Origin of the sequence: Nocardia sp. NPDC050712 (genome assembly GCF_040654295.1) — a bacterium.
Taxonomy (GTDB): Bacteria; Actinomycetota; Actinomycetes; order Mycobacteriales; family Mycobacteriaceae; genus Nocardia.
This window is the reverse complement of the sequence record NZ_JBFAHT010000001.1, coordinates 2,012,038-2,036,737: the sequence shown is the minus strand read 5'-3', so window position 1 is coordinate 2,036,737 and position 24,700 is coordinate 2,012,038. Positions and strand designations below refer to the sequence as shown.

Annotated in this window: 22 protein-coding genes; 4 read left to right on the top strand and 18 right to left on the bottom strand. The window is 66.7% G+C overall.

All coding sequences use genetic code 11. The features are described 5' to 3' along the window. Positions 1-124: 124 nt before the first annotated feature. The 3 genes from AB0H76_RS09850 (at position 125) to AB0H76_RS09840 (ending at position 3,485) form a co-directional block, all read left to right on the top strand. Complete coding sequence (locus tag AB0H76_RS09850) at positions 125-1,306, top strand: FAD-dependent oxidoreductase (RefSeq protein WP_357319929.1); 1,182 nt, start codon at positions 125-127, stop codon at positions 1,304-1,306. Between the two features lie 225 nt (positions 1,307-1,531). Next, positions 1,532-2,524, top strand: a complete 993-nt coding sequence (locus tag AB0H76_RS09845; protein WP_357319926.1) for a hypothetical protein — start codon at positions 1,532-1,534, stop codon at positions 2,522-2,524. A gap of 10 nt (positions 2,525-2,534) precedes the next feature. Next, on the top strand, positions 2,535-3,485 hold the full coding sequence (locus AB0H76_RS09840; RefSeq protein WP_357319923.1) for a sigma-70 family RNA polymerase sigma factor: 951 nt from the start codon (positions 2,535-2,537) through the stop codon (positions 3,483-3,485). A gap of 512 nt (positions 3,486-3,997) precedes the next feature. Here the strand turns inward: AB0H76_RS09840 and AB0H76_RS09835 are convergent. The 6 genes from AB0H76_RS09835 to AB0H76_RS09810 form a co-directional block, all read right to left on the bottom strand. Then, positions 3,998-4,333 carry a hypothetical protein gene (locus AB0H76_RS09835; RefSeq protein ID WP_357319920.1) on the bottom strand — a complete coding sequence of 112 codons (336 nt, stop codon included), beginning with the start codon at positions 4,331-4,333 and terminating at the stop codon, positions 3,998-4,000. 301 nt (positions 4,334-4,634) lie between these two features. Next, positions 4,635-5,018: a hypothetical protein gene (locus AB0H76_RS09830; RefSeq protein ID WP_357319917.1), complete on the bottom strand. Its 384-nt coding sequence runs from the start codon at positions 5,016-5,018 to the stop codon at positions 4,635-4,637. Positions 5,019-5,435: 417 nt separating this feature from the next. Next, positions 5,436-5,771 (bottom strand): YnfA family protein, encoded by a 336-nt coding sequence (locus AB0H76_RS09825; protein ID WP_357319915.1) that lies wholly within the window; start codon positions 5,769-5,771, stop codon positions 5,436-5,438. A 326-nt stretch (positions 5,772-6,097) separates the two neighbouring features. After that, positions 6,098-6,553 carry a MerR family transcriptional regulator gene (locus tag AB0H76_RS09820; RefSeq protein ID WP_357319912.1) on the bottom strand — a complete coding sequence of 152 codons (456 nt, stop codon included), beginning with the start codon at positions 6,551-6,553 and terminating at the stop codon, positions 6,098-6,100. After that, positions 6,550-7,239 carry a thioredoxin domain-containing protein gene (locus tag AB0H76_RS09815; protein WP_357319909.1) on the bottom strand — a complete coding sequence of 230 codons (690 nt, stop codon included), beginning with the start codon at positions 7,237-7,239 and terminating at the stop codon, positions 6,550-6,552. Before AB0H76_RS09815 ends, AB0H76_RS09820 begins: the two co-directional genes overlap by 4 nt. A 188-nt stretch (positions 7,240-7,427) precedes the next feature. After that, on the bottom strand, positions 7,428-8,243 hold the full coding sequence (locus tag AB0H76_RS09810) for a sulfite exporter TauE/SafE family protein (RefSeq protein ID WP_357320562.1): 816 nt from the start codon (positions 8,241-8,243) through the stop codon (positions 7,428-7,430). Between the two features lie 590 nt (positions 8,244-8,833). Here AB0H76_RS09810 and AB0H76_RS09805 point away from each other — a divergent pair. After that, complete coding sequence (locus AB0H76_RS09805; protein WP_357319906.1) at positions 8,834-9,754, top strand: CocE/NonD family hydrolase; 921 nt, start codon at positions 8,834-8,836, stop codon at positions 9,752-9,754. A gap of 345 nt (positions 9,755-10,099) precedes the next feature. Here the strand turns inward: AB0H76_RS09805 and AB0H76_RS09800 are convergent, their stop codons facing one another. The 12 genes from AB0H76_RS09800 to AB0H76_RS09745 form a co-directional block, all read right to left on the bottom strand. Beyond that, positions 10,100-11,329, bottom strand: coding sequence for a hypothetical protein (locus AB0H76_RS09800; RefSeq protein ID WP_357319903.1), 1,230 nt, complete (start codon positions 11,327-11,329; stop codon positions 10,100-10,102). Positions 11,330-11,361: 32 nt separating this feature from the next. Beyond that, positions 11,362-12,849 carry a hypothetical protein gene (locus AB0H76_RS09795; RefSeq protein ID WP_357319900.1) on the bottom strand — a complete coding sequence of 496 codons (1,488 nt, stop codon included), beginning with the start codon at positions 12,847-12,849 and terminating at the stop codon, positions 11,362-11,364. 108 nt (positions 12,850-12,957) lie between these two features. Beyond that, on the bottom strand, positions 12,958-14,355 hold the full coding sequence (locus tag AB0H76_RS09790; protein ID WP_357319897.1) for a hypothetical protein: 1,398 nt from the start codon (positions 14,353-14,355) through the stop codon (positions 12,958-12,960). Between the two features lie 48 nt (positions 14,356-14,403). Beyond that, positions 14,404-14,856, bottom strand: a complete 453-nt coding sequence (locus tag AB0H76_RS09785; RefSeq protein WP_357319894.1) for a hypothetical protein — start codon at positions 14,854-14,856, stop codon at positions 14,404-14,406. Beyond that, on the bottom strand, positions 14,853-16,241 hold the full coding sequence (locus tag AB0H76_RS09780; protein WP_357319892.1) for a TraM recognition domain-containing protein: 1,389 nt from the start codon (positions 16,239-16,241) through the stop codon (positions 14,853-14,855). The genes AB0H76_RS09785 and AB0H76_RS09780 overlap by 4 nt, the downstream gene beginning before the upstream one ends. Next, positions 16,238-16,714 carry a hypothetical protein gene (locus tag AB0H76_RS09775; RefSeq protein ID WP_357319889.1) on the bottom strand — a complete coding sequence of 159 codons (477 nt, stop codon included), beginning with the start codon at positions 16,712-16,714 and terminating at the stop codon, positions 16,238-16,240. The genes AB0H76_RS09780 and AB0H76_RS09775 overlap by 4 nt, the downstream gene beginning before the upstream one ends. Then, on the bottom strand, positions 16,711-18,282 hold the full coding sequence (locus AB0H76_RS09770) for an ATP/GTP-binding protein (protein ID WP_357320559.1): 1,572 nt from the start codon (positions 18,280-18,282) through the stop codon (positions 16,711-16,713). The genes AB0H76_RS09775 and AB0H76_RS09770 overlap by 4 nt, the downstream gene beginning before the upstream one ends. Before the next feature lie 12 nt (positions 18,283-18,294). Then, positions 18,295-19,869: a hypothetical protein gene (locus AB0H76_RS09765; RefSeq protein WP_357319886.1), complete on the bottom strand. Its 1,575-nt coding sequence runs from the start codon at positions 19,867-19,869 to the stop codon at positions 18,295-18,297. Then, a complete protein-coding gene (locus AB0H76_RS09760; RefSeq protein ID WP_357319883.1) occupies positions 19,866-21,992 on the bottom strand; it encodes a hypothetical protein in 2,127 nt (708 codons plus the stop codon). Before AB0H76_RS09760 ends, AB0H76_RS09765 begins: the two co-directional genes overlap by 4 nt. A 47-nt stretch (positions 21,993-22,039) precedes the next feature. Continuing rightward, positions 22,040-22,774 carry a hypothetical protein gene (locus tag AB0H76_RS09755; protein ID WP_357319880.1) on the bottom strand — a complete coding sequence of 245 codons (735 nt, stop codon included), beginning with the start codon at positions 22,772-22,774 and terminating at the stop codon, positions 22,040-22,042. An 81-nt stretch (positions 22,775-22,855) separates the two neighbouring features. Beyond that, a complete protein-coding gene (locus AB0H76_RS09750) occupies positions 22,856-23,257 on the bottom strand; it encodes a hypothetical protein (RefSeq protein ID WP_357319877.1) in 402 nt (133 codons plus the stop codon). 86 nt (positions 23,258-23,343) lie between these two features. Beyond that, positions 23,344-24,693, bottom strand: a complete 1,350-nt coding sequence (locus AB0H76_RS09745; protein WP_357319874.1) for a hypothetical protein — start codon at positions 24,691-24,693, stop codon at positions 23,344-23,346. Positions 24,694-24,700: the final 7 nt, after the last annotated feature.

The window sequence follows — 24,700 nt, the reverse complement described above, 5'->3', positions numbered from 1 at the left end:
GGTCGTACTCAAGTAGCAGTCGAACGGGCGCTGCGAAGAAGGTGATCCACCTCACTGGCTGGGGCTGTCAGGAACTCGGGGGCTGTCTCGTTCAAGGGGCACACGAACCAGACAGGAGCGAATCATGAAGCACCGCATCGTCGTCCTCGGGGCCGGATACGCCGGAGCCTTCTCCGCCGCATACCTGGCACGCCAGCTCCACGCCGACGACTTCGAGATCACCGTCATCAACGCCGAACCCGATTTCGTCGAACGGCTGCGCAACCATCAACTCGCCGCCGGGCAGGAACTTCGCCACCTGCCGTTAGCAGAAGTGTTCGCGGGCAACGATATTGGGCTTCGGGTAGCCCGGGTGAGCGACATCGATGTCGAGCACAAGACTGTCACGGTGCTCGACGGCGAGGGCATCGACCGGATCGGGTACGACACGCTGCTGTACGCGCTCGGCAGCACCGCCGCCGACCCGGGCGTGGCAGGCGTTGCCGAGTATGCCTTCCACGTGGCCGCGCGGCCCGCCGCGCTGCGCTTGCGCGCCCGCCTGGACGAGCTGGGCGAAGGTGGGCAGGTGCTGGTGGTCGGTGGCAATCTGACCTCGATCGAGACCGCCACCGAGCTCGCCGAATCCCGTCCAGGACTTCGAATCACTCTCGCGACCCGAGGCGAGCTGGGGGGCTCGCTGGGCGGCAAGGCCCGCGCTCACCTGCTGCGCACGTTCGATCGGTTGGGTATCACCGTCCACGAGCACACACCGATCGAGCGGATCGAGGAGAGCGCGGCGGTCGCGGTCGACGGGACCGTGTTCGCCTCCGACGCGACGGTGTGGGCGGGCGGTTTCGCCGTCCATCCGATCGCCGCCGCCAGCGGCCTCGCGGTGGAAACCAACGGCCAGATCACCGTGGACAATCAGATGCGGTCGGTCTCGCACCGCGATGTCTACGTCGCCGGTGACAGCGCCTACGTGATCGGCGACAACGGTCTACCGTTGCCGATGTCGTGCGCCACCGCGGGGTCCACCAGCAGGCAGGCGGCGGCCACGATCATCGGAGACAGGACCGGGCGCAAGATCGCGATGTCCAAGCAATCCTACGACGCCAACCACATCAGCCTCGGCCGCAAGGACGCGCTGTTCCAAATCGTCGATGATGAGGCGCGCGCCAAGCCGGGCGCCTTGACCGGGCGGACAGCTGTGCGTGTCAAGTCCGCGACCCTGTGGATTTCGGTGTGGGCTCTTTTCCACCCGACCCTCGGAAAGCCGAGCCACAACTACCGCTTGGCCACCCGAGACCGCAGTGCCGTTCCCGCATAGCGGCTCCCGCTCGGCGCCGCCACCGGGGGGCACGTTCGAGGCCAACCGGATTTGGCTGGCCTCGAACACCCTCAGCGTGCCGCTCGGCCACCGACGAGGCCACTTGACCGAACCAGTGTGATGCGGGTCGAAGCCCCCGTATCACCGGCTGCCACGTCGCCCGCAACGCGCACAAACTCACCCCCTATCGACTCCGGGACCGACCCGGCTGTTCGAGGAGCAGATATGACCCCGACGCTCATCAACAACACGCTGCCGACCCGATGGCCGACAGTGGCCGGAGCAGTCGCCCTGCTCACGGCGATCACCGGCGTACTACTGGTCGCTTTCGCGTGGCCGTCGGTGCGGTCGTCGGTGCACGATGTGCCGATCGCGGTCGCCGGGCCCGCGCCCGCGGTCGCGCAGATCCGCACTGCGCTCGAACAGCGTCTGCCGGGCGGGTTCGAGATCACCGAAGTCGCCGACACCGCCACCGCCGAATGCCTCGTCCGTGATCGGCAGGTGTACGGGGCTATCGACCTGAGCACCGGCACACCGCAAGTCATTCTCGCCTCCGCCGCAAGCACCGCGGTCGCCCAGGCCCTGCAGAACATGGCGACCGGCCTCGGCCGGGCAGACGGCCTCGGCACCCCGGTCGCTGTGCGCGATCTCGCTGCCCTACCGGCCGAGGATCCGCGCGGCGCGGGCTTGGCCGCCGGTGCCCTGCCGCTGGTCATGGGTGGTCTGCTGGCCGCGGTGCTGCTGATCCGGCTTGTTCGCGGCACCGGCCGCCGAATCGCCGGGGCACTGGCCTTCGCGGTGACTGGCGGCCTGACTGTGGCAGCGATTCTTCAGTTCTGGTTCGGCTCACTGAGCGGGTCCTACCTGGCCAACGTCGGCGCGGTCGCCCTGGCCGTCGCGGCCATCTCCCTGACCGTTCTCGGGCTCGAATCCTTGCTCGGCATCGCCGGAATCGGGATCGGCGCTATCACCATGATGCTCATCGGCAACCCACTCTCGGGCACCGCGACCGCGCCGGAAATGCTGCCCGGCTGGTCCGGCACGCTCGGCCAGCTCCTACCCCCCGGCGCGGGTGGGCGACTGCTGCGCTCGACCGCCTTCTTCGACGGACACGGTGCCACCCACGCCATCACCGTCCTGATCGGCTGGATCGTGTTCGGTGTGGCGCTCTGTCTGGTCGGTGCCCTGCGCACCAGCCGAGCCGCCCGCTCTGCATAAGGTCATGGCTATGCTCATGGACACCGCCACCGTGGCGAGTTTCGAAGCCAGTCGCGATCGGCTGGCCGCGATTGCCTACCGTCTGCTCGGCTCGGCCGCCGACGCCGAAGACACGGTGCAGGATGCGTTCCTGCGGTGGCAGGACGCGGACCGCGAGTACATCGAGGTACCCGAGGCGTGGCTGACCAAAGTTGTCACCAACCTTGCCCTGGACCGGCTCCGGTCGGCCAAGATGCGACGCGAACGCGCGGTCGGTGCGTGGATGCCCGAACCGCTCCTGGACGGCGACCCGATGCTGGGTCCGGCCGAGACCGCCGAGCAACGCGAATCGGTGACCTTCGCGGTCCTGACGATGATGGAGCGGCTCTCGCCCCTCGAACGAGCCGCCTATGTACTTCGTGAGGTCTTCGCTTACAGCCACGCCGAGGTCGCCGAGATTCTCGGCATCACCGAGTCCGGGAGTCAGCAACACACCCACCGAGCCCGCCGTCGAATCGCTGTCGCCCGCAACAGCACCGACATCGACCCCGCGGCCGCGCGTCGCATCGTCGAGGCGTTCATCGTCGCGGCCTCCTCGGGCCGGACCGAACAACTGATCGCGCTGCTGACCGCCGACGCGACCGGCGTCTCCGACGGCGCCGGACTCGGGCTGGGCCTGGCCGCCAAGCTGATCCGGTACTCCACCCCGCAGCGCCTCGCCGACGCACTGCGAGCCTTCAAACCGTCTCCGGCCAAACGCGCACTCGTCGGCGGGTCACCCTCGATCCACGCCACCATGGTCAGCGGCTGCCCCGCCATGCTCGTCACCCTCGACGACCAGGTTCTGGGCGTCACGATCCTGGAGGTCCGCGACGACAAGATCGCGAGCGTGCGCGGCATCACCGACCCGGATCGGCTCGCTCGCCTCACTGAGCAATGGCAGCGCCGCGAGCACGAGGTCCCTCTGATCGAATCGTGGTAGCGCCGTTGGCTTTCGATCTTGTGCTCGGTCGACTGTTCCCGTCGACCGATTCGGCAAGCGCCGCGGCCAGTCGGTAAGAGGTTCGAACATACTATTCTGCCGCTGTGCGCGCTGAGCGAAGCGGCCATGCCGCGGTGGCCGGCGGACCAGAGGCGCTACGGCTCAGAACGTCCGACTCTGCCGATTATGTGGCGACACGTTTGTTGAACAGCGGCCGGAGTGGGTCGACCCGACGTTCGCTACCGAGCAGGACACTGTCGAACAACCGATGCCGCACTCACACGACAGACGGCGGTGACGGCACCAACCGCTTTTCGAACACGTACGTCGAGACGCCAGCGCGCCTATCGCTGTCGGCGACGGTGAGCTTCGTCCGGCCCCCGCGACCTCACCGTCCCGCGGTTCGCGAAGGGGTCATTCATCCCCGAAGGGTGACACTGCGGATCGGATGAGCCGCGCAACGCGTAGTCAACCGGTACGCACCCCCGCCTGCGCCCCCGCAGGTAACGGCCCTAATTTGGCAGGATAGACACGGAATCACAGACTGTTTCTGCGGCAATCTTTTCTTTCCGGGCCTCCAGGTCCTTGTCGAAGCACCCGTAAAGGGTGCTGTCATCGGGCCGGCCCTCGAAGCTCTCGTCGACTGCCACGTGGCGGCACCCCTCCCCGTTGGGGCCGACGAGGTCGGAGTCGGTGGCGATCTCCGCCGAGCAGATGACCAGGGACTGACCGCCCCTCACTCGGGGCCAGTCACCGCCACCGGGGGCGGCAGTGGCCGGGCCGGTCAGTGCGATCATCGAGGCGATTCCTGCCAGGCCGGCAGCCATGGCCAGAGGTGTGGTGCGCATGTGCTCTCCCTTACCTCGAGTGGATGTTGGATCCTGCCGTCTACCCCACCCGCAGCATCAGTCATACCTGGTGGGCGCGTCGTTACCCGGGGACACCGAACATGGAACACGTGTTCGTTGAAGCGGTTTCGACCCTACGGTGATCGGTGGCTGACCTACCCGCTCGACTCTCGGGCCCACTGCGCCCCGGGGCGGGGTGAGCCCTGTTCGGAGGTCCGCCTCCACAGGGGCAGATGCTGGGCCTCGTTCAGGAACGAGGCCCAGCATCTGCGGCTGTTAGCGCTAGCTGAGCTCGAGCGCCTTATTCGTCGTCGTCATCGGGGATCGGCTCGCGATAACGCGGCCTGCTGTCATAGGTCGCACTGTTCTGGGCACCCGGCTCGTCCGGGGTCTTGTTCGACTTCGGCGTCTGCTGGTCGGCGGGCTCGGATTCGGACTTGCGACTCTTGGGCGCCTGCGCGCCTTCGGGCTTGTCCTGCTGGGCCGCACCCAGGCCGGGCAGCTGCGGCATGCCGGGAATCACGGAGAACAGCTGATCGAGCGGAGAGCCGGTGCCCTCGACCACCGTGGACGGTGCGGTGTCGGAGGCGGGTGGTGCGGCGTGGGCGGCCGCGGGCACAGCCAGGAAACCTACCGCCGCGACGGTGAACACTCCGGTCACCGAAAACAGTCTTGCGATGCGCATGCCACTTCCCTTTCCGGTTGATGCGAGATGGAAGGAAAACGCTAATCGCGCGACCCTCATCGGTTCGGGTTGAGGAAATGGCAGCGTTTCCGACCTCCCGGTCACTGCTTCCCAGCACATATCGCCAGTTGGTGCCACGAAAAGTTAGGGACCCGTCCGACCGATCGGGGCCTGTTGCGGTGACCGATGCGGTCCAGGCACGGCACTGCGCAGTGGCGGCCCCGCGAGACCGGTTCCACGCGCGCCGGCGGCGGGACCGCACGGTGGGCAGCCGCTGAGAGAGCACCCCACCGGGCACCTGGATCAGATCCTGGCCGGGATCTGATCCTGACACCAGTCTCTACTAGCCGCGATCCGGGCGATCCTGAGGACCGCGGCGCCGACCGACGAACGCACGCTCTTGCCGATTATGTGTCGTCAGGCGGGGCGCGGTGCGTACATGATGATGGCGACGCCGATGAGGCAGATGAGCGCGCCGGTGACATCCCAGCGGTCTGGGCGGAATCCGTCCAGGGCCATTCCCCACAGCAGTGATCCGGCGACGAAGACTCCGCCGTAAGCGGCGAGGATGCGCCCGAAGTGGGCGTCGGGTTGCAGGGTGGCGACGAACCCGTAAAGCCCCAGGGCGATGATACCGGCGCCGATCCATGCCCAGCCCTTGTGTTCGCGCACGCCTTGCCAGATCAGCCAGGCGCCACCGATCTCGGCGACCGCAGCGAGCGCGAACAACAGGACAGAACGTAGAACGATCATGGTCGGTGAGCCTACGAGATCACCGCTCAGCGTTAGCCCGGGCGCAACCGCAACCGGTCACGGTGGCTTGTGCGGGATCGTCTGCGCTGGTGGCGCTGCCGCAGTCCGCCCCACAGCCTCGTGCACGACTGCGGCGCCTGGTCCCGATCAGCCCGCTGATACCGGCGATGACCAACGCGAACCCGAGGGGTTCCAGCCACGACAAGCTCAGCAGCGCAACTCCACCGCCCGCGATCCCGAGTGCGGCCAGCAGCGGCGCCAGGCAGCAGGCGAGGCAGATCGCGGCACCGGTCCCGAGGGAGGCCCACCAGCGGCGGGCACGGTTCTCAGCAGCCACAACGGCCCTCACCTTCAGCGATGGGCGCGGCAGGCTCTCTGGTGAAGGGCACCGGGCAACACGGTGATTCGCTACATACGAGCAGGTCGTCGCATCCGGCTTGCAGCGTCGCGCGCAAGGTCTCGCGCACTGCGGTGAGTTCGGAGAGTTTGGCGTCGACCTCGGCCAGCTTGGCTTCGGCGCGAGCCCGCAACCCGGCGCCGGGGCGCTGCTTGGTTCCGAGCTGGGTCGCTTCGAGTAGGTCGGCGACTTCTTCGAGGGTGAACCCGAGACGCTGGGCGGCTTTGATCACCCGCAGAACCGTGAGCGACTGTTCGGGGTAGAGCCGATGCCCGCCCAGAGAACGATCCGGCTCAGCCAGTAGTCCGCGGCGTTCGTAGTAGCGCAGCGTCTGAATATTGACCCCGGCGGCCTCGGCGAGCTGCCCGGTTCGCAACCCGCTCATGCCGGCCTGCCCGCACTCGCTCGTGCCGCGAGCCCGTCGAGTACCTCGACTCGCGCAGGCGGTACGTCGATGTCCATACGCACCAGATTCGTTCCCGCTGAGGTGAATCCGAAGGTGAAGAACGAGCAGCATCCCGACTCCTGCGCCGCCAGCTCCCGTGCCCGGTCCTCGGCGGTGGCGTCGAAGTTCAAGCTCAACCGGGTCGGTGAGACCCGGTCCACACCCCGTAGCGCGTCGCCGAACAACGCGTCGAACTCCGCGACCCGCAGCGGTTGTAGTTCGGTCGGCAGGGTGCACGCATCCACCGCCACCCACGACGGCTCCAACAGATCGGCCGCGTCCCGAGCAGGTGCACCTGCCAACTCGGCGACCCACCCGCGCAGTGTTTCCGCGGATTGGGCTCCGGTCAGCATGGCGAGGTCGGTGCCGTCGCGGAATCCGATCAGGGTCGGGGTGGAGGTAATTCTGTAGCGAGCGACGGTTTCGGGGTTGATGTCGGCGTCGATTTCGAGGAACCGCACCCTGTCGCTGTACTCGGCGGCGACGGCATCCAGGATGGGGGCCAGTCGGCGGCACGACCCGCACCACGGGGCGAAGAACTCGACCACCACCGGGCCTGGCGCGGCGAGTACCGCGGTCTCGAACTCGGCATCACCGATCACACGAATCACGGCTTCATCGGTCATGACCTGCACCTCCAACTGCCTGCGAGCCGCTTTCCGGGCTCTGTCCTTCGAGGCTAAGCCTGTACCTAGGTACCGAATGCAACCCCGAGAAGACACCCATTCATGCCCGCAGGGGTCGAGACGATCTGTCCTCTGAGAGGTCAGGACCACCGGGACACTGCTGACCGAGCCGCAATAGCGGGGTGCGGTTACCGGTGCCGCCAGACCTTGAGGGCGGAGAGCAAGAGCAGGGCTGTCAAGGCGGGAATGAGTGCGGCACTGGGGATCACGCCGAGCAGCAGCCCACCCAGGATCGTCCCGGCGATCGTGCCCGCTGCCATCGTGAGCAGGAATCCGATGTTGGCGTGCAGGACCTGGAAGCTCTGGTCGCGGCTGTACCGGGCGAACGCGACCAGCATCGTGGGTAGTGAGACCATCAGCGAGAGACTGCCGGCGAGTTTGATGTCCACCCCGAACAGCAGCACGATCGTCGGTATCAACAGTTCTCCGCCCGCGACACCCATCAGCGCGGCCACGATGCCGATTCCGACGCCGGCGGCCACGGTGACGACAACCCGCACCCACGGCGTGAGGTCGAGTTGCCCGAACTCGGTGAGGTGGCTGGCGGCCAAAGCGGCGGCGATGAGAACCAGGAGCGCGGCCAATACTCGGTAGAGGGTCCGTGAATGCATGCGGGTCGCCCAGCCCGCGCCTAGCCACGCGCCGAACAAACTGCCCGCGAGCAGGTTGACCGCGATACTCCACTGCGCGGCCAGCTCGCTGTAGGGCAGCGCGAACAGTCTGGCCGGGAGTGCGGTGATCACCACGACCAGGCTCATGGTCTTGTTGAGGATGACCGCGGGTAGTGCGGCGAATCCGAATACCCCGATCAGCAGTGGGAGCCGGAACTCGGCCCCGCCTAGACCGATCAAGCCGCCGAGCACTCCGATGAGCGCTCCGGTGCTGAACACGTAGACGAATATCGAGCGCCGACGAACCGCTGACTCAGGGCTCGTCGGTGCCATGCCCTGAATAGCTTCACCCACGTTGCGGAACAGTAGCGAACCGCGGGCGGTGACCGGATCTGGAGGAAGATCCGAATCGTCCGCAAATGCCTGCGGGCTCAGGCGGTCAACGCAACAGCTCATCGAGCGCTTCTGAGCGAAGCGGTCACGCGGCGGTGGCGGACGGGCCAGAACCGCTGCGCTCAGAACGGCCGCCTCTGCCGAATTGAGGGCGTAGACAGGGCGTGATCGGCGATCGCCGGGCAGCTGAATCAGTCCGCACCCTGCCAGCCTCGACGCAGGATCCGCACCCAACCGAGCTTGATCTCCGCATCCATGACGAGCTGTGGCCCTCGCAGGCCGTGACGACATCTTCGTCGCGACCGTTTGCCTATCTGCTGGCTTCATCCGACTGGGACGGTGGTACGACGGATCTGCCCGGATGAGCTCACACGAGTACTGGGACAGCCGTTCGGTGCTATCGGCTGAGTCCGTCGAGTAAAAGATCGCCGAGTTCGGTGAATGCGTCTCCGGCGGAGATGCCGGCGGCGTCGAGCAGGGCTCCGGATTGGAGTGCGTCGATAGCGACCGCGACGACGTGAGCGGCGAAGGTGCCATGCCGGGCGATCGCGGGCACCCTCGACAACCACACCGCCATGGCCGCGCTGGGCAAACCTTCCCGGTTGATCGTGGGCCCGTGGACCCACATGATCCGAGCCGGGGGATCGGGCAGCGTCGCCGGTGAGGTGAACTTCGGTCTCGCCTCGACCCACCAGGGCATCGGCTTCGACCAGTTGCAACTGGATTTCTACGACCGCTGGCTCAAAGGCATCGACAACGGCGCCGACGCCGGACCCCCCGTGAAAATGTTCGTCATGGGCATCAACCAGTGGCGCAACGAATCCGAATGGCCGCCCGCCCGCGCCGTCGACACCCCCTGGTACCTCGGCGCCGACGCCACCCTCACCCCGGCCCCACCCACCGCTGAGCAGACCCCCGACCACTACCTCTACGACCCCGCCGACCCGGTCCGCACCCGCGGCGGCCACCTCGTCATGGCCAACGAATACCCCGCGGGACAGTTCGACCAGGCCGCCACCGAACAACGTCCCGACGTGCTGATCTACACCAGCGAACCGCTCACCGAGGACCTCGAGGTGACCGGCCGGGTTCGTATGCGGCTGCACGCCGCCACCGACGCCCCCTCGACCGACTGGGTCGTGCGGCTGTGCGACGTCAGCACCTACGGCGTCTCGCGCAACCTCTGCGACGGCATCCAGCGCATCCAGGACACGCCGGGTGAGCCCGGTGTGTACGAGATCGACCTGTGGTCGACCAGCAACGTCTTCCTCGCCGGCCACCGCATCCGGGTGCACGTCACCTCCAGCAACTTCCCCCGCTGGGACCGCAACCTCAACACCGGCGAACCCGCCCAGACCGCCGTCACCATGTACACCACCCAGCAGACGAACTTCCACGACACCGGCCGACCCTCGCACATCATCCTGCCGGTCATCCCGCACACCCCCTAGCCCCGCCGCCGGGTCGCCGCACCGGCCGCCCGAAGGCGGGCGGCGTCCTCGGGCTCGGGCCTAGCGGGTTGGTCGACTCGTATGGCGCAGAAAGGCGCTGGAGGTTAGAACGGCTTTCATCGACAAGCCTCTGCAGGCGCGATGGTGCCGGTCACCGTAGAACTGGTCAGCCTAGCCGCGCTCATCCAGGCTGACTTCAGCCAGGACGGGTGAGCGGTAATGCCGCGACCCGCGCGATCCTGAGGGTGTTGCAATCACCGTCCGTCGCGGCCGTGTCGAGACAGGATCGTACTGAGCGCAAGCTCCGTGCGTGAATCCTTCTCAAATCCTGCCTAGCTCTACCACTCATCCAATGCGCCGGCTAACTGGTTTGGCTGCGGGACGCCGCGGCGTCTTACGCCGACGCTCACTGGCGTCAGCCCGCGACCGACTCGTCTCGACAGGTTGCGAAACCTCAGACGAAGCCGCCTCAGGGGTGGGTGCCGAAACGGTGGTGTTGAGGGTTCCAGAACCCGGTCGCGCACGCCGGTTGCCCGGCTCTGCATCGGCTTGCTGCGATCCTTCTCCGGTCGTGCCACGGTCGGCTCGCAGCAATCGCGACGTCCGATCGAACCCGATGGTTCCTGCTGCAACGGGTTTTCCGTCTAGTCCGGGGTAGTGCTCGACGCAGTAGCTGAGGTCACGATCGGACGCCGGGTCGTGTTTCGTGCGGACCTGGCGGTTCTCACCGCAGCTGACGCATCGGCCGTTGAGGTCGGCCGTCTCGTGCTCCGATGGAGATGCCGCCGGGGGTGCCGGCTTGTGGCCTTGAGCTTTGACCCAGGTGGTGATGGCGTTGCGCGCCTGCGGGTTCGCGGTTGTGCGCCATTCTTGGCGGTAGACACCTAGCCCCGAGCTGGGATGATGTTCGGTCAGGTAGTGCATGCGGGCGGCGACGGCGTCTGCGATGCTGTGGCCGACAGGTAGTTCGGGCACGCCGGGGCGGTCCTCTTCGCGGCAGGGACCGCAGAGTCCGTCGTCACCTTGACCGGCCGCGAGGCGCGGGGTGAGATGGTCCATGCCGGCGCGTTCGAGGCGGCATGAAACACAGAGGCCGAAGCGTACTTTGACGGCTGCGTCTTCGTCGTAGTCGCGTCGGTCGACGATGAGTTCCTCACGCGGGGTTCCGGGGTCGGACCGTTCGTCTTTGCCGAGTTCGTCGTCGTAGGCTTCGGCGTTGTTGGCCGGTGCGGGCAGCCTGTAGGCAGTGGCCGACTTCACCGGCCCGGGTGCGGGTTGTGGGATATGTTGGTGCTCATCGGTTTTCGGTACGCAGGCTTCGATCAGGGGGCGGTGCTGTTCGTTGTTCGCCCACAGGGTGCGTAGCTTCTCGAGTGCGAGTTCGTGGGTTTTGAAGCGCAGGGTGGTGGCGATCTCGATGATCATTGCCCAGGTCGGCTCGTCGACGCGGCTCTGAGCGTGGCGCAGTTGCTGCTTGGCGGCGCTGAACTTCTTGGCGTCGATGAGTGCACGGATTGTTGCGATGGCTTGAGCGGTGGCATCGGAGGTCAGCGGCGGTTTCGCCGGTTCGGCCATGGGTTTACCTCCTCGGTGAGCTAGCAATGGGGTCAGGTGCGACGGCCGTGGGGTCGGTTACGACCGGGTTGGCGCGGGGCGCGCTTGCGTCGCTGCCGTGAGGCCTGCTGGTGATCGGCTTGTGATGCGGGAGAGGAGGTTGGTGTCTCGTGGACCGGGAGTGAGGCTTCGGCTGGCGTCGCGGTCTCGGTATGCATGCCGGATCGGGGTAATTGGCTGGTGCGGATTTTGTGTGGTGCGCCTGCGCGAATGGCGTCGCGGATGCCCGTGCTCGAGTCGATCTGTGTGTCGTGTTTGGTGATGCGGTGTTGCCAGTCGTAGAGACGGCGAGCCGCGTAGTGCAGGTGGGCGCCATCGTGATCGTCGTAGCGTCCTGCCGACCATCGCTCCAGGTTGTCGACGAGTTCGCCGGGTGTGCGGTAGCGACCGATCGGGGTCAGTTCGCCGGTGTGGTCGTTACTTCCGGTCTGGCGCAGTTCTTCTGCCTGCCAAGGGCGTTCCGGGTCGGAAGGATTCCATCCGACCCGGACCGCGCACCGCGGTTCAGTGCAAGCCGGGTATTGAATGCTGAAGGCGTGCTCATCGAGGCGTTGCCGTTCGATGTGTGCGTCGTGGACCGCGGTGTCGAGCCAGCTGGTGGCGGGTGTGGCGGTGGTCGCGGCCCGGCGCAGCGCGGTGTGGTCGAGGGTGGCGAGGTGGTCGGTGGCGTTGAGGCCGATCCGGGTGGCGAAGTCCAGGGTCTGGTCGCGCAGGTCGTCGGCGTGGAGTTTGTGCTCCAAGCGGTACTGGCCGACGTGAGGGTGGTTGGCGGCAGTGACGGCGTCGATGTAGAGGTCGGTGAGTACGTCGTAGTGCAGTTCATCGACGAAGGGTTTGCCGTCGGGTTCGCGTTCACCACCCAGGATCTCGGTCAGCTGGTCGAGTTCGGCGTGTAGGTCGTCTTCGGCGATATCTTGCCCAGACAACAGCCGGTATTCAACGCCACTGACGCAGTCCAGTGCGACGATCTCGACGTCGACGAGGCCATCGGGGTGTTGAACAGACTGGTCATCGAGCCAGTTGCGTGCTCGCCACCAGCTGGTCAGCTGACCGAAGGTGACCTCTTTGAGGTCGGGCTGGAAGTAGAAGGCGAAATAGACCAGGCCACTTGATGCCTCACGTTCGTGCAGACGGTCGCGGCTAGTCAACTTCGCCGCCTGCAACACGCTGTTCATTTCGACCAGGTTCAATGCTGGCGCAGGTTGTCCCAGCACTAATCGGTGTAGCTTCTCCCGGGCCTGGACCGGCTGATCGGCGCATCGCTGGACTTCGCGGGCGAGGAACTGCCACCGCGCTCCCCAGCCCCCGGGTGCCTTCTCCCACTGTTTTTCGATGTTTTCGGCCGCTTGACGAAGGCGAGCGTATTCGGCGAAGGATTGTGCGTGCAGGCTGTTCTGGCAGAGTTGGTAGTGGCGGCTGAAGGCCGCGCGTAGCGTGTTCTCATCGAGGGGCCTAGGGTCGGCATCGCCGTTGATGTCCATAGCTGCGCCTCCTTTGATGTTGCGCGTTTCCTCCGAAATGAGTTGTGCTGAAGTGGAATCGAGCAACAAGGCAGAAGCTCGAGGACGCGACGAGGGTGTGATTTCCGCTCAGTCGGCTGCGTCGGGTCCACCGACCGGGTGAGTCGGGTCGGCTTCGGGCTGGTTGGCGGTGCTCCAGTGGCTCGGGATCAGTTCGTAGGGTTTACCGGTCTGCAGGGCGTCGCGAATCGCCGCGCTGGTTGTGGTTGCGCGTTCGAGTTCAGCCAGGTGGTCGCTCCATTCCTTCAGCCGGCGCGCCGCGTATAGGCGCACAGCCGATGATTGGCCGGGATAGGTTGGTTGGCACCAGTTCTCGACGTTTTGTAGCAGCTCGCCCAGACTGGAGAACTCACCGATCGCACGATGGCGGCCGTTCGGTGCGCCATCGCGCCCGAGCCGGACCTCCTGTCCCTGCCATGGGCGCTGTGGCTTGGTTGGGTCCCATCCGAGCTGGATGGCCGTGGGGGCCCCGGTCGATAGGCGGTACCGGATGAAGAATCCCGCGCTCCCCGGACGCTGTCTGTCTGTGCGGAACCTGTGGGTGCAGGCGTCGAGCCATCCTGTCGGCGGTGCGGGTGTGGTTCGAGCGCGTTCAGCGGTGTCGTGGTCGAGCACGCTCAGATGGTCAGCGGCGGGAACACCGAGGCGGGCTGCGAGATCGAGGGCCTGGTCACGCAGGTCGTCGGCGTGCAGACGATGTTCGATCCGGTGCAGACCCGCGTCGTGGTGGTTGGCGGCGATGAACGCTTCGAGGTAGGCGCCGGCGAGTTCGTCGTAGCGCACCTCGGCGTGCATGGGGCCCTCCGCGGCGAGGAAGTCGCTCAGGAGCCGGTTCAAGTACGTCATTTCCGCGGCCAGTTCGGCGTTGGTTGTTGCGTTGGCCTCGATCAGCGGGTAGCGCTTGCCGCTGAGGCAGTCGACAGCGACGATTTCTGCTGCGACGTATCGGTCGCTGGACTGGGTTTGTGCCTGCTGACCCAGCCATTGGCGGGCATGCCACCAGCTGGTGTGCACGGTAAAGGAATCGTCGTCGTGGCAGAACAGTTCTCGGTAGAAGGCGAAATAGGCCAGCGGCCCGCAGGTTCGCCGCGTGCTGCGCAGGGAGCGTCGGCCGCGGCCAGTGAGGCGGTCGGCTTGCAGCAGGCTCGCGACTCGGGTTTTGACCTGCTCGAGGGGGGTTCGCCCGAATACGACGTTGCGGAGCAGTTCGTAGCGCGTGCAGCGCATCGCGGCGGGATTCTCAGCCCACCCTTGCACAGCATTGTCCAGGAATTGCCACTCGGCTGCCCATCGGTCGGTGCGGGCCAACCAGCGGCGTTCACGGTGCTCGGCGTCATCGCGCAGCTCGTCGTATTCGACTGCGGTCACTGCGTTCAGGCTGGCTTGACGCAGTGCGTAGACGGTATCGTAGTCGCGGCGCATCTCAGATTCGGTTGTGCGGCAGTGGGTTTGGTTTTGATCGTTCATGTGGTCCTCCTGGGTTTTGACTCCTTGCTGGTGGCGGTCGGTCACGGGCTATGCAGTGTCGAGGTCGTGGTTGTCGCGTTCGTCGAGGTCAGCGTGGATGTAGTCGTCGAGACCGTCGAGGGTGGGTTGGGGTTGTGCGGTGAAGCGGCAGAGTCCGGGTCGGCAGCCGGAGAAGTCGGAGTTGCGGACCAGGCGTTCTACGGTGGGCCACAGCCATTGGGTGTGCCAGGCGATGGGTTCCTCGGTGGGCAGTTCGGGGTTGTCGCAGTCGCAGTAGTAGGCGGCGTAGTGGGCGGCCATGAGCGCGGTGAGTTCTTCGCGCACGCTCGTGTGCCGGTACCAGCAGCCGGGGACGCGGGAGCCGAGTTGATAGGTCTCGCGCAGCCAATCCACCCACTCGGTAAGTTCTCGCCACAGCCGCGCCGCTCCCGGCCGGTCCAGCTCGCGCCACACATACGGGCCCGGGTGCAGGCCCGACCAGCGCTGTTTCCGGACGTTCATGACGTCTCTCCGTAATCATGTTGCGGGAGGAGCGCTTTCGGCACTGTTTCGGTGTTGACGATCTGGTCGAACTGCGCCGTCGACGCCTGGACTTGCTGGCGCCAGTGCGGGACTTCCCAGACGCTGGGTAGTCGCAGCAAAGCGGCGGGGGCGTTGCGGTAGAGCAGCAGTGCCTGCTCGGTGGGGAGCTCGCGGATTTCGTCGGGGCGTAGCACCGTGTCGTCGTGGAGTTGGTAGCTGCGTCCGCCTTGGTGCAGGCTCGCTTCCCAGCTGCGGCGTTCGCCGATCAGGCGGGAGAGGCCGGCGAGTTCATCGGTGCCGCGCAGGCCAGGCAGGATCAACATCGCCGGCGCCGATTGCGCGAGGACACGTCCACCTTCTGTGCCCCAACGCAATTCGTTCTGATCCTGATTGTGGGCGAAAGCCCACACGGTAATGCCTTTACCGCCGGAGTCGGTCATGATCTGAGGCAGATCTGGGATCGGGGCCACATTGTTGACCTCGTCGAGCACCAGCCGCACCGGCGGGTCCAAACGTTTCCCGGGCTGGCGCTGGGAGGCGCGGTCGGCGATGTAGTGGACTTCGGCGGCGAGCGCGGCGACGAACGGGGCCATCGAGCGGCTGCTGCCGCGTGAGACCAGGTACAGGGTGTTCGCACCGGAGAGCACGAACTCCTGGATGTCGAAGGATAGGCCGGGATCGATGTCAACGGCTTCGAGGAGTTTCGGGGAGGCCAGGGGTTCGAGGAGTCGGGCTGCGGCGGCCAAGACGTCATCGGTGGATTCGCTGGCCGAGGACAAGATTTGGTCGAGTTCGCTGGCCCAGTCCGGCAGGTGTGCGGCGAGGATGTCGACGGGGGTGCGATTGCTGCGAGAGGAGATCCACACCCGCACCTCCCGGATGCCGTGCCCGCCCAGAGCGGCGGCGTGCAGACAGCAGCGCAGCATCGTGGATGCCTTCTGCTCGAAGTACGCTCCGTTGCGGGTGCCTTCCAGCGGCATCGCGCGAGCGGCGGCATCCGCACGGCGGATCGCGGTGTCCGGGTCGGTGCAGCCCGAAAGCAGTGACCAGCGCAGGCACGCAGGCCAGCCAGTTAGCCCCTCAGGGTCGAAGATCGCGACTCGCCCGCGGGCGGCGCGCTGGGTGAGGGTGGCGGCGACAAGGTCGGCTTTGGTGCTAGTGACGAGCGCGAATCCTGGTGCATCACAGACGCGTTGGTAGGCCACGCGCCAGGTTTTGCCGGCGCCGGTGGGGCCGTGGACGATCACCCCGTCGCGGTGCTGGAGGTAGACGTGGCTGGCGGGGTGATCGACCAGGGCGCCGACGTCGATGGCTTCCATCGTCGCGCCGGTGCGGACTCCGCGTCGGAGCCAGCGGGCGGTCATCGCCGCCACCATCTGCTCTGTCGGCCGAGTTCCGGGTACTCGTGGCGGGCTTTGACGCGGGCGCGGCGACGGTCCAGTCCGACGCGGCGCAGGTCCGCTGTGGTGGCCATGCCGGGGCGGTGACGTTTACGCCATCGGCTGTCGATGAGGTCGACGACGATGAGCGCAGTCGAGCACCACACAATCGCGACCACACCGACGCACAACCAGGTCAACCACGCGGGCCCGGGACGAGGCTCGCCCGGCCACGCCACAGCCGGCGAACCGGGATCCGCGACCAACTTCGCTACCGTGGCCGTCAAGTCCGAGGGCGCGAGAACCGCGAACCCGTTCCCGGCGAGAAACCCGGAGAGCCCGCCGCCGAGACAGAGCCCGACCGCGAGGGTGGTGGCCACGTATCCCGCGAGGGTGATCCCCGCGGGGAGCACAGGTTCGCTGCGGACCGGATTGGGAAGTCGACGGCGCCCGGTCACGACGGCTCCCCTGCCGCGTTGGTTCCCGTCGTGAAGTCCTCGGTTCGGGGTGCGTCGATGAGATCGGCGGCGCGCAGTGGGGGCGTGGTGTCGGTGTGGTGTCGGCCGGTGATGGCGGCGTCAGTGTCGGTGAGCAGTACTTCCTGAGGTGAGCGGATGTGGTTGATCAGGAACGGGTCTCGGCTGCCGATCTTGACCAAGGCTTGGCCTCGGCCCAGGCGCATCAGGGTGTCTTCGGTGCCCGGAGGTAGTCGGTAGAGGCGCACGGTTTCGGCGGCGTCGTCGAAGCGGGCTTGGCCGAACAGGACCACGATGCTGGCTTCGCTCATCAACGCTTGTGCCGGGGAATCCGGCGGCTGGTCGGCCGGGTGGTGAAACGCCGCGACCGTCGAAAGGCCAAGTCCGCGTGAGAGTTTGGCGTTGCCGCGAAACACTTCGCCGGTGGAGCCGGCTGCGATGTGCCAGCCTTCCTCCACCACCAAGATGGTCTGCTGGTAGCGGGAGGAGCGGGCGGCGAGTTTGTTGGCCAGCCAGGTGTTGGCCGTGGTCATCACCACCCGCAGCGCCGGCCCCTCGGTCGGCAGCGCGCTGAGGTCGAAGTGCACGAGCGGATGGTTGTCGAGGGCCGCACGGACCGCGGGGCTGGTGGGTGCATCGACGAGCCCGCACAAGTCCCGGTCGGCTAAGCGCAGCAACGCCAAACCGGGCTCAACACCCCACTCCAGCGCACGCTCGGACCAGCGCGGCCCGAACCCGGCCCCGTCGCCGGCATCCGGATCGAGCAGTCGCATCGCGAGATCACGGATGACCGGGTCACGGCCGGTGGTGTGGGCGTCGGCGGTCACCGCGAACAGGCCCGCACCTACGGCGGCCTTCTCGCGTTCGTCGAGTTCTCGGCCCATGGCGTCGGTGAGCACGGCGACCACAAGTGCTTCCTGCCCGGCCGGGACGACACCGTCGATGCCGCCGGTGTGGTCGCCGTGGGCGCTGATGGCGGGGTCGAGCAGGTTCAGGCAGGCGCCGCTGCCGCCGACACGGAACCGGATGCTTTCCGCACCCAATGCCGCAGCGAGTGGCGTGTACTCCCCTACACCGGCCTGCGGCTTCTTGTCCAGGATGACGACCTGGCGGTTGGCGACCAGCTGGCGCAGCACGCACACAGTCTTGATCCAGGAACTCTTGCCGTTGCCGATGTCGCCGATGACGACGACGTTGATGCCGCTGGTTTCGTTGCCGTATGCAGCGAAGGCGTCGACGATCTCGAGCTCTTGAGAGATGGTGTTCAGCCCAGCCAGCACCCCGTCGTGGCGGGAGCGGCGGCGGCTGGTGGCGACGTTCCAGGCTTCGGCCTGACGGGTGGTGGTCCAGGCTCCTTCCGGGCGTGGCTCGTACCAGCCGTAGCGGTCGAGGGACCGGTGCCGCCGCGGCGGCCGACGACGACCCGTCATCAGAGTGCCAGTGCTGGCGAGCGTCCCCGATGACGCGGCCGGCGCGGTCGGGTCCGAGTGTGCTGAGTGCTTCTCGGCACGGCGTGCACGCATCATTCTGTTGTGTAGTCGTTTCGGCATCGTCGACACCTCCTAGCGGCTGTATCGGGTGGCGGCCAAGCCACGGCCGAGGGGCAGGGTGAGGAACAGGGCGGTGTCGTGATCGCCGGTGAACCAGTCGATTTCGGCGATAGCGGATTCCTGGGCGGCTTCGGTGACGCGCAAGCAGGCGCGTTCGACGTCGTCGGGGTCGCGGCCGGTGACCGCGACCGCGGCGGAGTAGATCGCGCCATGGTGTCCCGAGCCGGGCACGAGGTCGTTGCGGCGCCGGTCCGAGGCGCTAGCGAGGACTTCGGTGGAGCCGTCGTCGAGCTTGCCTTTGCGGGCCTCTTTCGTGCGGCGTGCTTGGTCGGCGGTGAAGTCGCCACGCGCGGCGGCGCGAGCCTGGTGGGCGGGCACGAAATCAATCCGCACGGCCACGGTGCGAATGGTCGGCATCGGCGCCGTCTCATCATCGCCCGGGTCGGCTTCGACACCGGTCAGCAGCGGCGCCAGCCACAGCGGGCCGAGCGGGACGGGTTCGATGGAGCGGGGCGGCAAGGAGCCGACGCGGGTGCGCCATTCTCCGTCAATGCCGATGGCGACGCTGTCGCGTCCGCCGATGTAGGTGGGCCAGCATGAGGACCAGGCGGCGTCGCGGTGGCGGTCGATTTTGAAGCTGGGGTTGATGAACGCGCGGATCAGTGCACATGCTCGCCGCTCCCCCAGTACATCCACCCTCCCCATGCCGGCCAGGGCGAGAAGCCTTGTGGCGCGTTCGGTTTCATCGCGAACCACCTGGGCGATGGCCGCGGTGGTGGTGGCGTGTTTGGTGCGGGCGATGCGGGCGGTTTCTGCCATGAACGCGTCGGTTTGCGGGATCCGGAGCACGATTACCGATCGGTGTTCCTCGGCGCGCGGGGCCGCGAGGTCGATCAGCGCGCCGTAGCTCTCGACCGCGGGCCTAAGGCGTAGGTCGGTGAGTTCGGCGACGCGGGCCTCGGCCCAGCGGGTGTGCTGGGTCATATCGTGGGGCACGCTGCGGTGCAGCAGCTGTAGCCCGCGGACATGGGAGCTGGTGCGCGCCATCTGTGCCAGGAACATGCCGAACGCCGTCGAGGACGCGGCGTAGGCGGCGTCACCACGCAGGCCGTCGGCGACGCCTTCGACGGCGAGGATCGTGCAATAGGTCGTGCGCTCACCAGGATTGGCAGTACGCAGGATGAACATCTCGTCCAAACCCGTGCCGGCCACCGGCAACGGCGCGGTGTTGCCAAGCGGCGGCGGGAATTCCCATCCCGGATCCTGTTGCGGGTGACCGAAGCTGGGATCGTCATGGTGGCGGTAGAGGTGTTCGCCGCGACGACGCCGTAACCAGTTGCGGGCGCCGTGCAGTCGGAGGGCAGCCCAGGAGGGTTTGTCGCGCCATTCCATCGTGGCCGCAAACACCACGGCCAGGACTACGGCGGCGACCGCCAGCGACCCGCTCGCGCCGCCGGTCAGCAGATAGAGCACGACGGCGGCGGCCAGGGTGATTGCCCAGCTGATCAGCACTGGGCGTGAGACGCCGAGCCAGGAGCGTCGGGCAATTTCGCCGCCGAGGATGAAGGTTCGTGCTTCGCTGCTCATTTCGCCTCCGGCTCGGTCTCGGCTTCGCCAGGCGCGGATTCGGCGACCGATCGGGCTTTGTTCAACGCACCGCCCGCAGCTTGCGCGGCGATCGGCGCTGCGATCATGCCGCCCGCCAACGCCGCTTTCGCGGTGGTGCCGACAGCTGCCTTCCCGCCCTGGGCAATAGTTTTCAGCGTGCGGGCGCCGCGATTGCCGCCTTCAGCTCTGCCGTTGCGCCCGGCGGCTGCGGTATTCGTACTTGTAGTGGTGTTGGTATTCGCGGCCAACCGGTTGCCCAGCTGGCTCTCGGTCGCTGAGCGACCGTCGCCGCTTCCGGCGGTCCGCCATCCGGGATCGCTTGTGCTGGTGCGGCTCTCACCGCCACCGTCGCTACCACTGGATCGGCCGGCGGTGGCGCCTGCATGGCCCAGTCCGCGGCCGCTGCTGCCTCGCCACGCCATCGCACTCCCGGCTCCGCTGACCGCACCGGCCATCAGCGACCCCGACTGTCCGAATCCCGCCGCGTCCGCACGCGAGGGCAGCAGCGGCGCGTACTTCAGCAGTGACCACGGTGCCAACCCCACGACGAGGAAAGCCACGATGACCAAACACAATTGGCTCAACGTCGAGAGCTGTTCCTGTCCGGCGGTGTTGGTCAGTGCCGCGTTCATCAACCCGCTCAAGGTTGCCAGCAGCAGAAACAGCAGCGGTTTCGAGATCACGACAGCCAGGAACACCAACACCGGACGCAGCGCTTTGCGGCGCCACTGCGGATGCACCCACATTCCGAACCCGATGCCGGCCGCGATCGCCAGGCACGGCAGTGCGACCTGGTGCACGAGCAGGCCGAAGAATACCGACAGCACGGCCACGATCAACAGCAGGAACAGCAGCAGCCCGACCAAGACACCTCCCGCGAGGGTCTTGTCGGTCAGGTCGCTGGTGAACTCTTGAAGGTTGTTGACCATGACCCCCTGCTCGGGGCCTGAAGCAGCCACGATGGCGTCGGTGGCCGCGTTGGCGGCATCCAGGAGCCAGGTCGCGAGCATCGGCGCGAACAACATCAGCACCAGGCCCACCGGCAGATAGGCGAACAGGTCACCCGCGATGGTTTTGACCGTTTGCCCTTTCGCCGCGGCCCGCCACAGCGCCAGCAACGTCATCAAACCCATCACCATGACCCCGATGCCGGCGCTCAGGGCGTACCAGCGTTGAAACCAGCCCGCGCCAGGGTCGAAGCGACCGGTCGCCGACAACCCGTCCAGCACACGCACCGTCAGGTCCACCGCGCTGTCCTTTGACGAGTTGGCCCAATCATCGATCACGCTTTGCGGGTCATCGATGAATCGCACGGTCGCCACCGCGACATCCCACAACCACGCAAACGCCTCCACCACAGCGGCTCCGGCGGCTACAACGTCACCGAATACCGATTCGCGCAACCGGTCACCCAAGGTGGTGTTGAGGTCGATCCACTTCGCCGTGCCGACGAAGAGCCGACCCACCGCGCGGTTCCAGTCCAGGCACCGCTGCTGGTCGTCGGGCGGAAGGTCAGCTCGGTTGCATTCGACGAAGAAGGCGTGGTTGCAGTACATCCCGTGCTCAGCACATGGGTCGGTCCACGCCGCGAAAGGGACGGACGCGAAATCCTCAACCCCGACAGATCGGCGCATCGCTTGCAGCGAGGTCTGATCAGGGGTTGCCGCCCAAGTGAAACCCCAAGCGTTCTCTGCGGGCTGAGTCCACTGCTTCAGGTCGTCCGCACACGCGCTCGGCAACGCGAACGCGGTATCACCTGCTGGGAACACCCGCGGTAGCGATTGTGCCGGCGGCTCGGACCCAGGCTCAATCTCGCCGCCAACCAGCTCCTCGCGCTTTTCCGGGGTGGCGGCCCAGTATATGAGGCGATCTTCGACTGCCATGACCTCGTTGATGTAGGCGCCGACGTCACCACCGCGGTCCGCGCACGCCCCGGTGAACCATCGCCCTGAACGGAATTCCTCCGTGCCGTCGACGAATCGGCGCAGGTCGGACGGGAAGCCCTGGGGCAACGCGCCAGAGGGAACCGGCTGCGCTGGCTGCGCCGAGGCGAACCCAGCACCCAGCGTTGCGACCAGCCACACAGCGCACAGCGCCGCCATGGATAGTCGGACTATCGGTTCTCTAATTCTCATGCTGCCCTCCCCTTTCAGTTGATATAGACCGAGTAGTGGCCGGCTTCGAGCGGCTGACCGAGGGGCGAGTCCTTCGTGATGTTGGTCAACTCGGCAGGATCGGGTCCCGTCTTGGAGGCGACTTCCTTGGCCTTCCAGTCGCCGTCCTCCCACACCAGATCGACGGTGTCGGTCGCCCACGCAGTGTTGACCGACATCGGCGTTTGCGCATTGATCTGAGAGCGCGAGACCACCATCACCCACACAGCCACGCGAGCAGCAGACTCGCTGTAGCCGCTCACCGTGACAGCGGCCGGCACGACGTTGAGCACGGTCGGATCCTCACTCCGATCTCGGCCGCTCTCGATCCACTTCCGCAGGCGTGGAGCGGGATCGCGTGCTATCAGCGCTGATTCGACCGCGCCCATAGCGACGCGTCCTTGCCGTGCCTGCGTCAACGCCTGCACAGTGTTCACGGCCGCTGTTGCCGCCCCTTCCCGGTCGCGGCTGTAGCCGACCGGGACACCGTCACGCACAGCGGTGGGACCGTGGGGCACGCGCAACGACTGGCTCGTCCCGGAACTGGCAGGACTGTCCTGGTCGCACTGGTTGAGGATCAACAGACCGGTCACCGCCAACGAGACCATCACGACCCCCGCGATCAGGATTCGGCGCGAGATCTTGGAACCGCGACCGGTCGGTGTTCCATCCGGAGAACGACCGGTGTTGTCGGGGGTCAGATCACCGAATCCCTTTGTGTTCCAATTCATGACCAGGTGCCTCCTTACCCGCGCTGGGCGGGATATGCGTTTCAAAGCCAGGCTGGCGAGAGTCGTATGGCCTGGTGGCGGCTATCCGCCGACGACGAACAGGATCGTGGCGACCAACGGGGATGCCGCGGCCACCAACCCCACCGAGATCAGGGCGTCTTGTAGTTCTTCGGAGCCCTCGGACAGATCGTTCGCGTAGCCGCGGGATTTGGCTCGTTTGACCTTGAACGCGCCGACGATGACACGCACCGCCGCGCCGATGATGACCAGCGCCCACAGGAAGGCCACGATGCGCTTCCAGGTGGTGTCGAGGGTTCCGGAGAACAACCCGAAGTCCGGGCTCACCCCGTCGAGAGGATTCTGGATGTCTTGCGCGGAAGCACTAGGTATCGCCGCCAGCGCTAATCCCAGGGCGGCTAGGCCAATGACGATGACGCTGCGCAACGGCCTGGTGATGTGTTCGAGCGCAATCAGTTTGCTCATCGCTGCACCTCTGATCTGTTTGGACCCGCGATCGGTCGTGGGAAGCTTCTGGCAATTCCTCGTGTGACTGTGTGCGTCCACGCCGTTTACCAGTCCGCGGTGTAGGCGCCACCGCTTTCCCAGCCGCGCATTGGCCTGCGGCTGTCGTGGTGTTCGACGGGTTCGTGCATCGCGTAAGCCAGGCGCTGACGATGAGAGAAGGCGTGGCGCTGGCCGAGCGCAAGGCGGGAGTCGGGCACGAATTCGGTTTCCATCGGTGCCAATTGCGTGCCGAGTGCTTCGGCGAGCCCGTCGGCGACGGCGGCCGCGACATCAGCCCATGCCTGCAACCCGGCGCGGCCCAGGCGCGAGAGCATGATCCGGTCGCCGTCGGCCAGTATGGGCTCGTAGGGCACCCGCATGACTCGCTGCACGCCCGCCCGATCCAGCGCCGCCAGCGCTTGGCTCCCGTGGGCGATGCCGGGTTCGTCGGCGTAGATCAGGACCGCGCGGGCCGCCAACGCTGTTCGCCCGGATTGAGCGAGGCCGTCGAGCAGACGTAGTGCGGCGACGACGCTGTCGCGGCGACCGGTCACTGGTATCACCAGTTGGGTGGCGTGTTCCATGGCCCAGTCGAAGGCGGGTGCGCGTTCGTTGTTGCCGGTGTCGATGAGGATCATGGACCGGTGTCGACGCAGCACGGCCATGATCGCGGCGCATTCCGCGCGCCCGAGGGTCGCGGTGCTGGCCGGGGCTTGGTCGGAGGCCAGGACCTCATCCAGAGTCGGCTGGCGTTGCAGCATTCTGCCGAGCGAGGAGGCATCGCGGTTCGGGGAACAGAGTTCCCTGGCGTGCGCCAGCACATCCCATACCGTTTCCGGTCCTTCGGTGACCGCCGCGCGAGTGGCGAGGGTGCCGCAGGCTTCGTTGGCATCCCAGGCCACAACCTGCCCGCCCCGAAATTGGCCGAACAGCCCGGAGAGCACGATCGTCGCCGGTGTCACCCCCGACCCGCCTTTCGGGTTGGCCACCGCGATCACCGACGTGCCAGGCAGGGGCTGGCGAATCCGTTGCACCGCAAGCCGATATGCCACTTCTGGACCTGCCAGCGGTGGTTTGAGTCGCAATCCGAGGGTGTTGAGGGTGCCGCGCCACCCCCAACGGGCCGGGTCGTTCTCCACCCCGGGCGCGGGTTCGAGCAGCATCGCCAAGCGCACCTCACGAGCAGAGGCGAGTTCCTGCTCCGACACCACCGGTGCTACGTGGTCGCCGACGCCGTACGGGTCGGATATCGCCGAGTCATCGATGGCCTGCTCGAGTTCAGGCTCAGCCGCGGACAATACGGTGTCGAGTTGAGGTCGCAGACGTTGGCGACGGAGGTTGACCGGCCGTTCGGCGTGGTACTCCTCGTCCTCGACACCGCCGGCATCCGCATTCCTGACATTCGCTTCGTCCATTGCTCGG

Bases quoted from the DNA above. Each gene is read 5' to 3' on its own strand.
- AB0H76_RS09830 (WP_357319917.1), bottom strand. From the start codon at position 5,018: ATGCGCATCGCAAGACTGTTTTCGGTGACCGGAGTGTTCACCGTCGCG.
- AB0H76_RS09785 (WP_357319894.1), bottom strand. From the start codon at position 14,856: ATGAACGTCCGGAAACAGCGCTGGTCGGGCCTGCACCCGGGCCCGTAT.
- AB0H76_RS09755 (WP_357319880.1), bottom strand. From the start codon at position 22,774: ATGAATTGGAACACAAAGGGATTCGGTGATCTGACCCCCGACAACACC.
- AB0H76_RS09750 (WP_357319877.1), bottom strand. From the start codon at position 23,257: ATGAGCAAACTGATTGCGCTCGAACACATCACCAGGCCGTTGCGCAGC.
- AB0H76_RS09795 (WP_357319900.1), bottom strand. From the start codon at position 12,849: ATGGACATCAACGGCGATGCCGACCCTAGGCCCCTCGATGAGAACACG.
- AB0H76_RS09840 (WP_357319923.1), top strand. From the start codon at position 2,535: ATGCTCATGGACACCGCCACCGTGGCGAGTTTCGAAGCCAGTCGCGAT.
- AB0H76_RS09845 (WP_357319926.1), top strand. From the start codon at position 1,532: ATGACCCCGACGCTCATCAACAACACGCTGCCGACCCGATGGCCGACA.
- AB0H76_RS09800 (WP_357319903.1), bottom strand. From the start codon at position 11,329: ATGGCCGAACCGGCGAAACCGCCGCTGACCTCCGATGCCACCGCTCAA.
- AB0H76_RS09765 (WP_357319886.1), bottom strand. From the start codon at position 19,869: ATGAGCAGCGAAGCACGAACCTTCATCCTCGGCGGCGAAATTGCCCGA.
- AB0H76_RS09835 (WP_357319920.1), bottom strand. From the start codon at position 4,333: ATGCGCACCACACCTCTGGCCATGGCTGCCGGCCTGGCAGGAATCGCC.
- AB0H76_RS09820 (WP_357319912.1), bottom strand. From the start codon at position 6,553: ATGAGCGGGTTGCGAACCGGGCAGCTCGCCGAGGCCGCCGGGGTCAAT.
- AB0H76_RS09780 (WP_357319892.1), bottom strand. From the start codon at position 16,241: ATGACCGCCCGCTGGCTCCGACGCGGAGTCCGCACCGGCGCGACGATG.
- AB0H76_RS09825 (WP_357319915.1), bottom strand. From the start codon at position 5,771: ATGATCGTTCTACGTTCTGTCCTGTTGTTCGCGCTCGCTGCGGTCGCC.
- AB0H76_RS09815 (WP_357319909.1), bottom strand. From the start codon at position 7,239: ATGACCGATGAAGCCGTGATTCGTGTGATCGGTGATGCCGAGTTCGAG.
- AB0H76_RS09810 (WP_357320562.1), bottom strand. From the start codon at position 8,243: ATGGCACCGACGAGCCCTGAGTCAGCGGTTCGTCGGCGCTCGATATTC.
- AB0H76_RS09850 (WP_357319929.1), top strand. From the start codon at position 125: ATGAAGCACCGCATCGTCGTCCTCGGGGCCGGATACGCCGGAGCCTTC.
- AB0H76_RS09790 (WP_357319897.1), bottom strand. From the start codon at position 14,355: ATGAACGATCAAAACCAAACCCACTGCCGCACAACCGAATCTGAGATG.
- AB0H76_RS09760 (WP_357319883.1), bottom strand. From the start codon at position 21,992: ATGGCGGCGCTGTGCGCTGTGTGGCTGGTCGCAACGCTGGGTGCTGGG.
- AB0H76_RS09745 (WP_357319874.1), bottom strand. From the start codon at position 24,693: ATGGACGAAGCGAATGTCAGGAATGCGGATGCCGGCGGTGTCGAGGAC.
- AB0H76_RS09770 (WP_357320559.1), bottom strand. From the start codon at position 18,282: ATGCCGAAACGACTACACAACAGAATGATGCGTGCACGCCGTGCCGAG.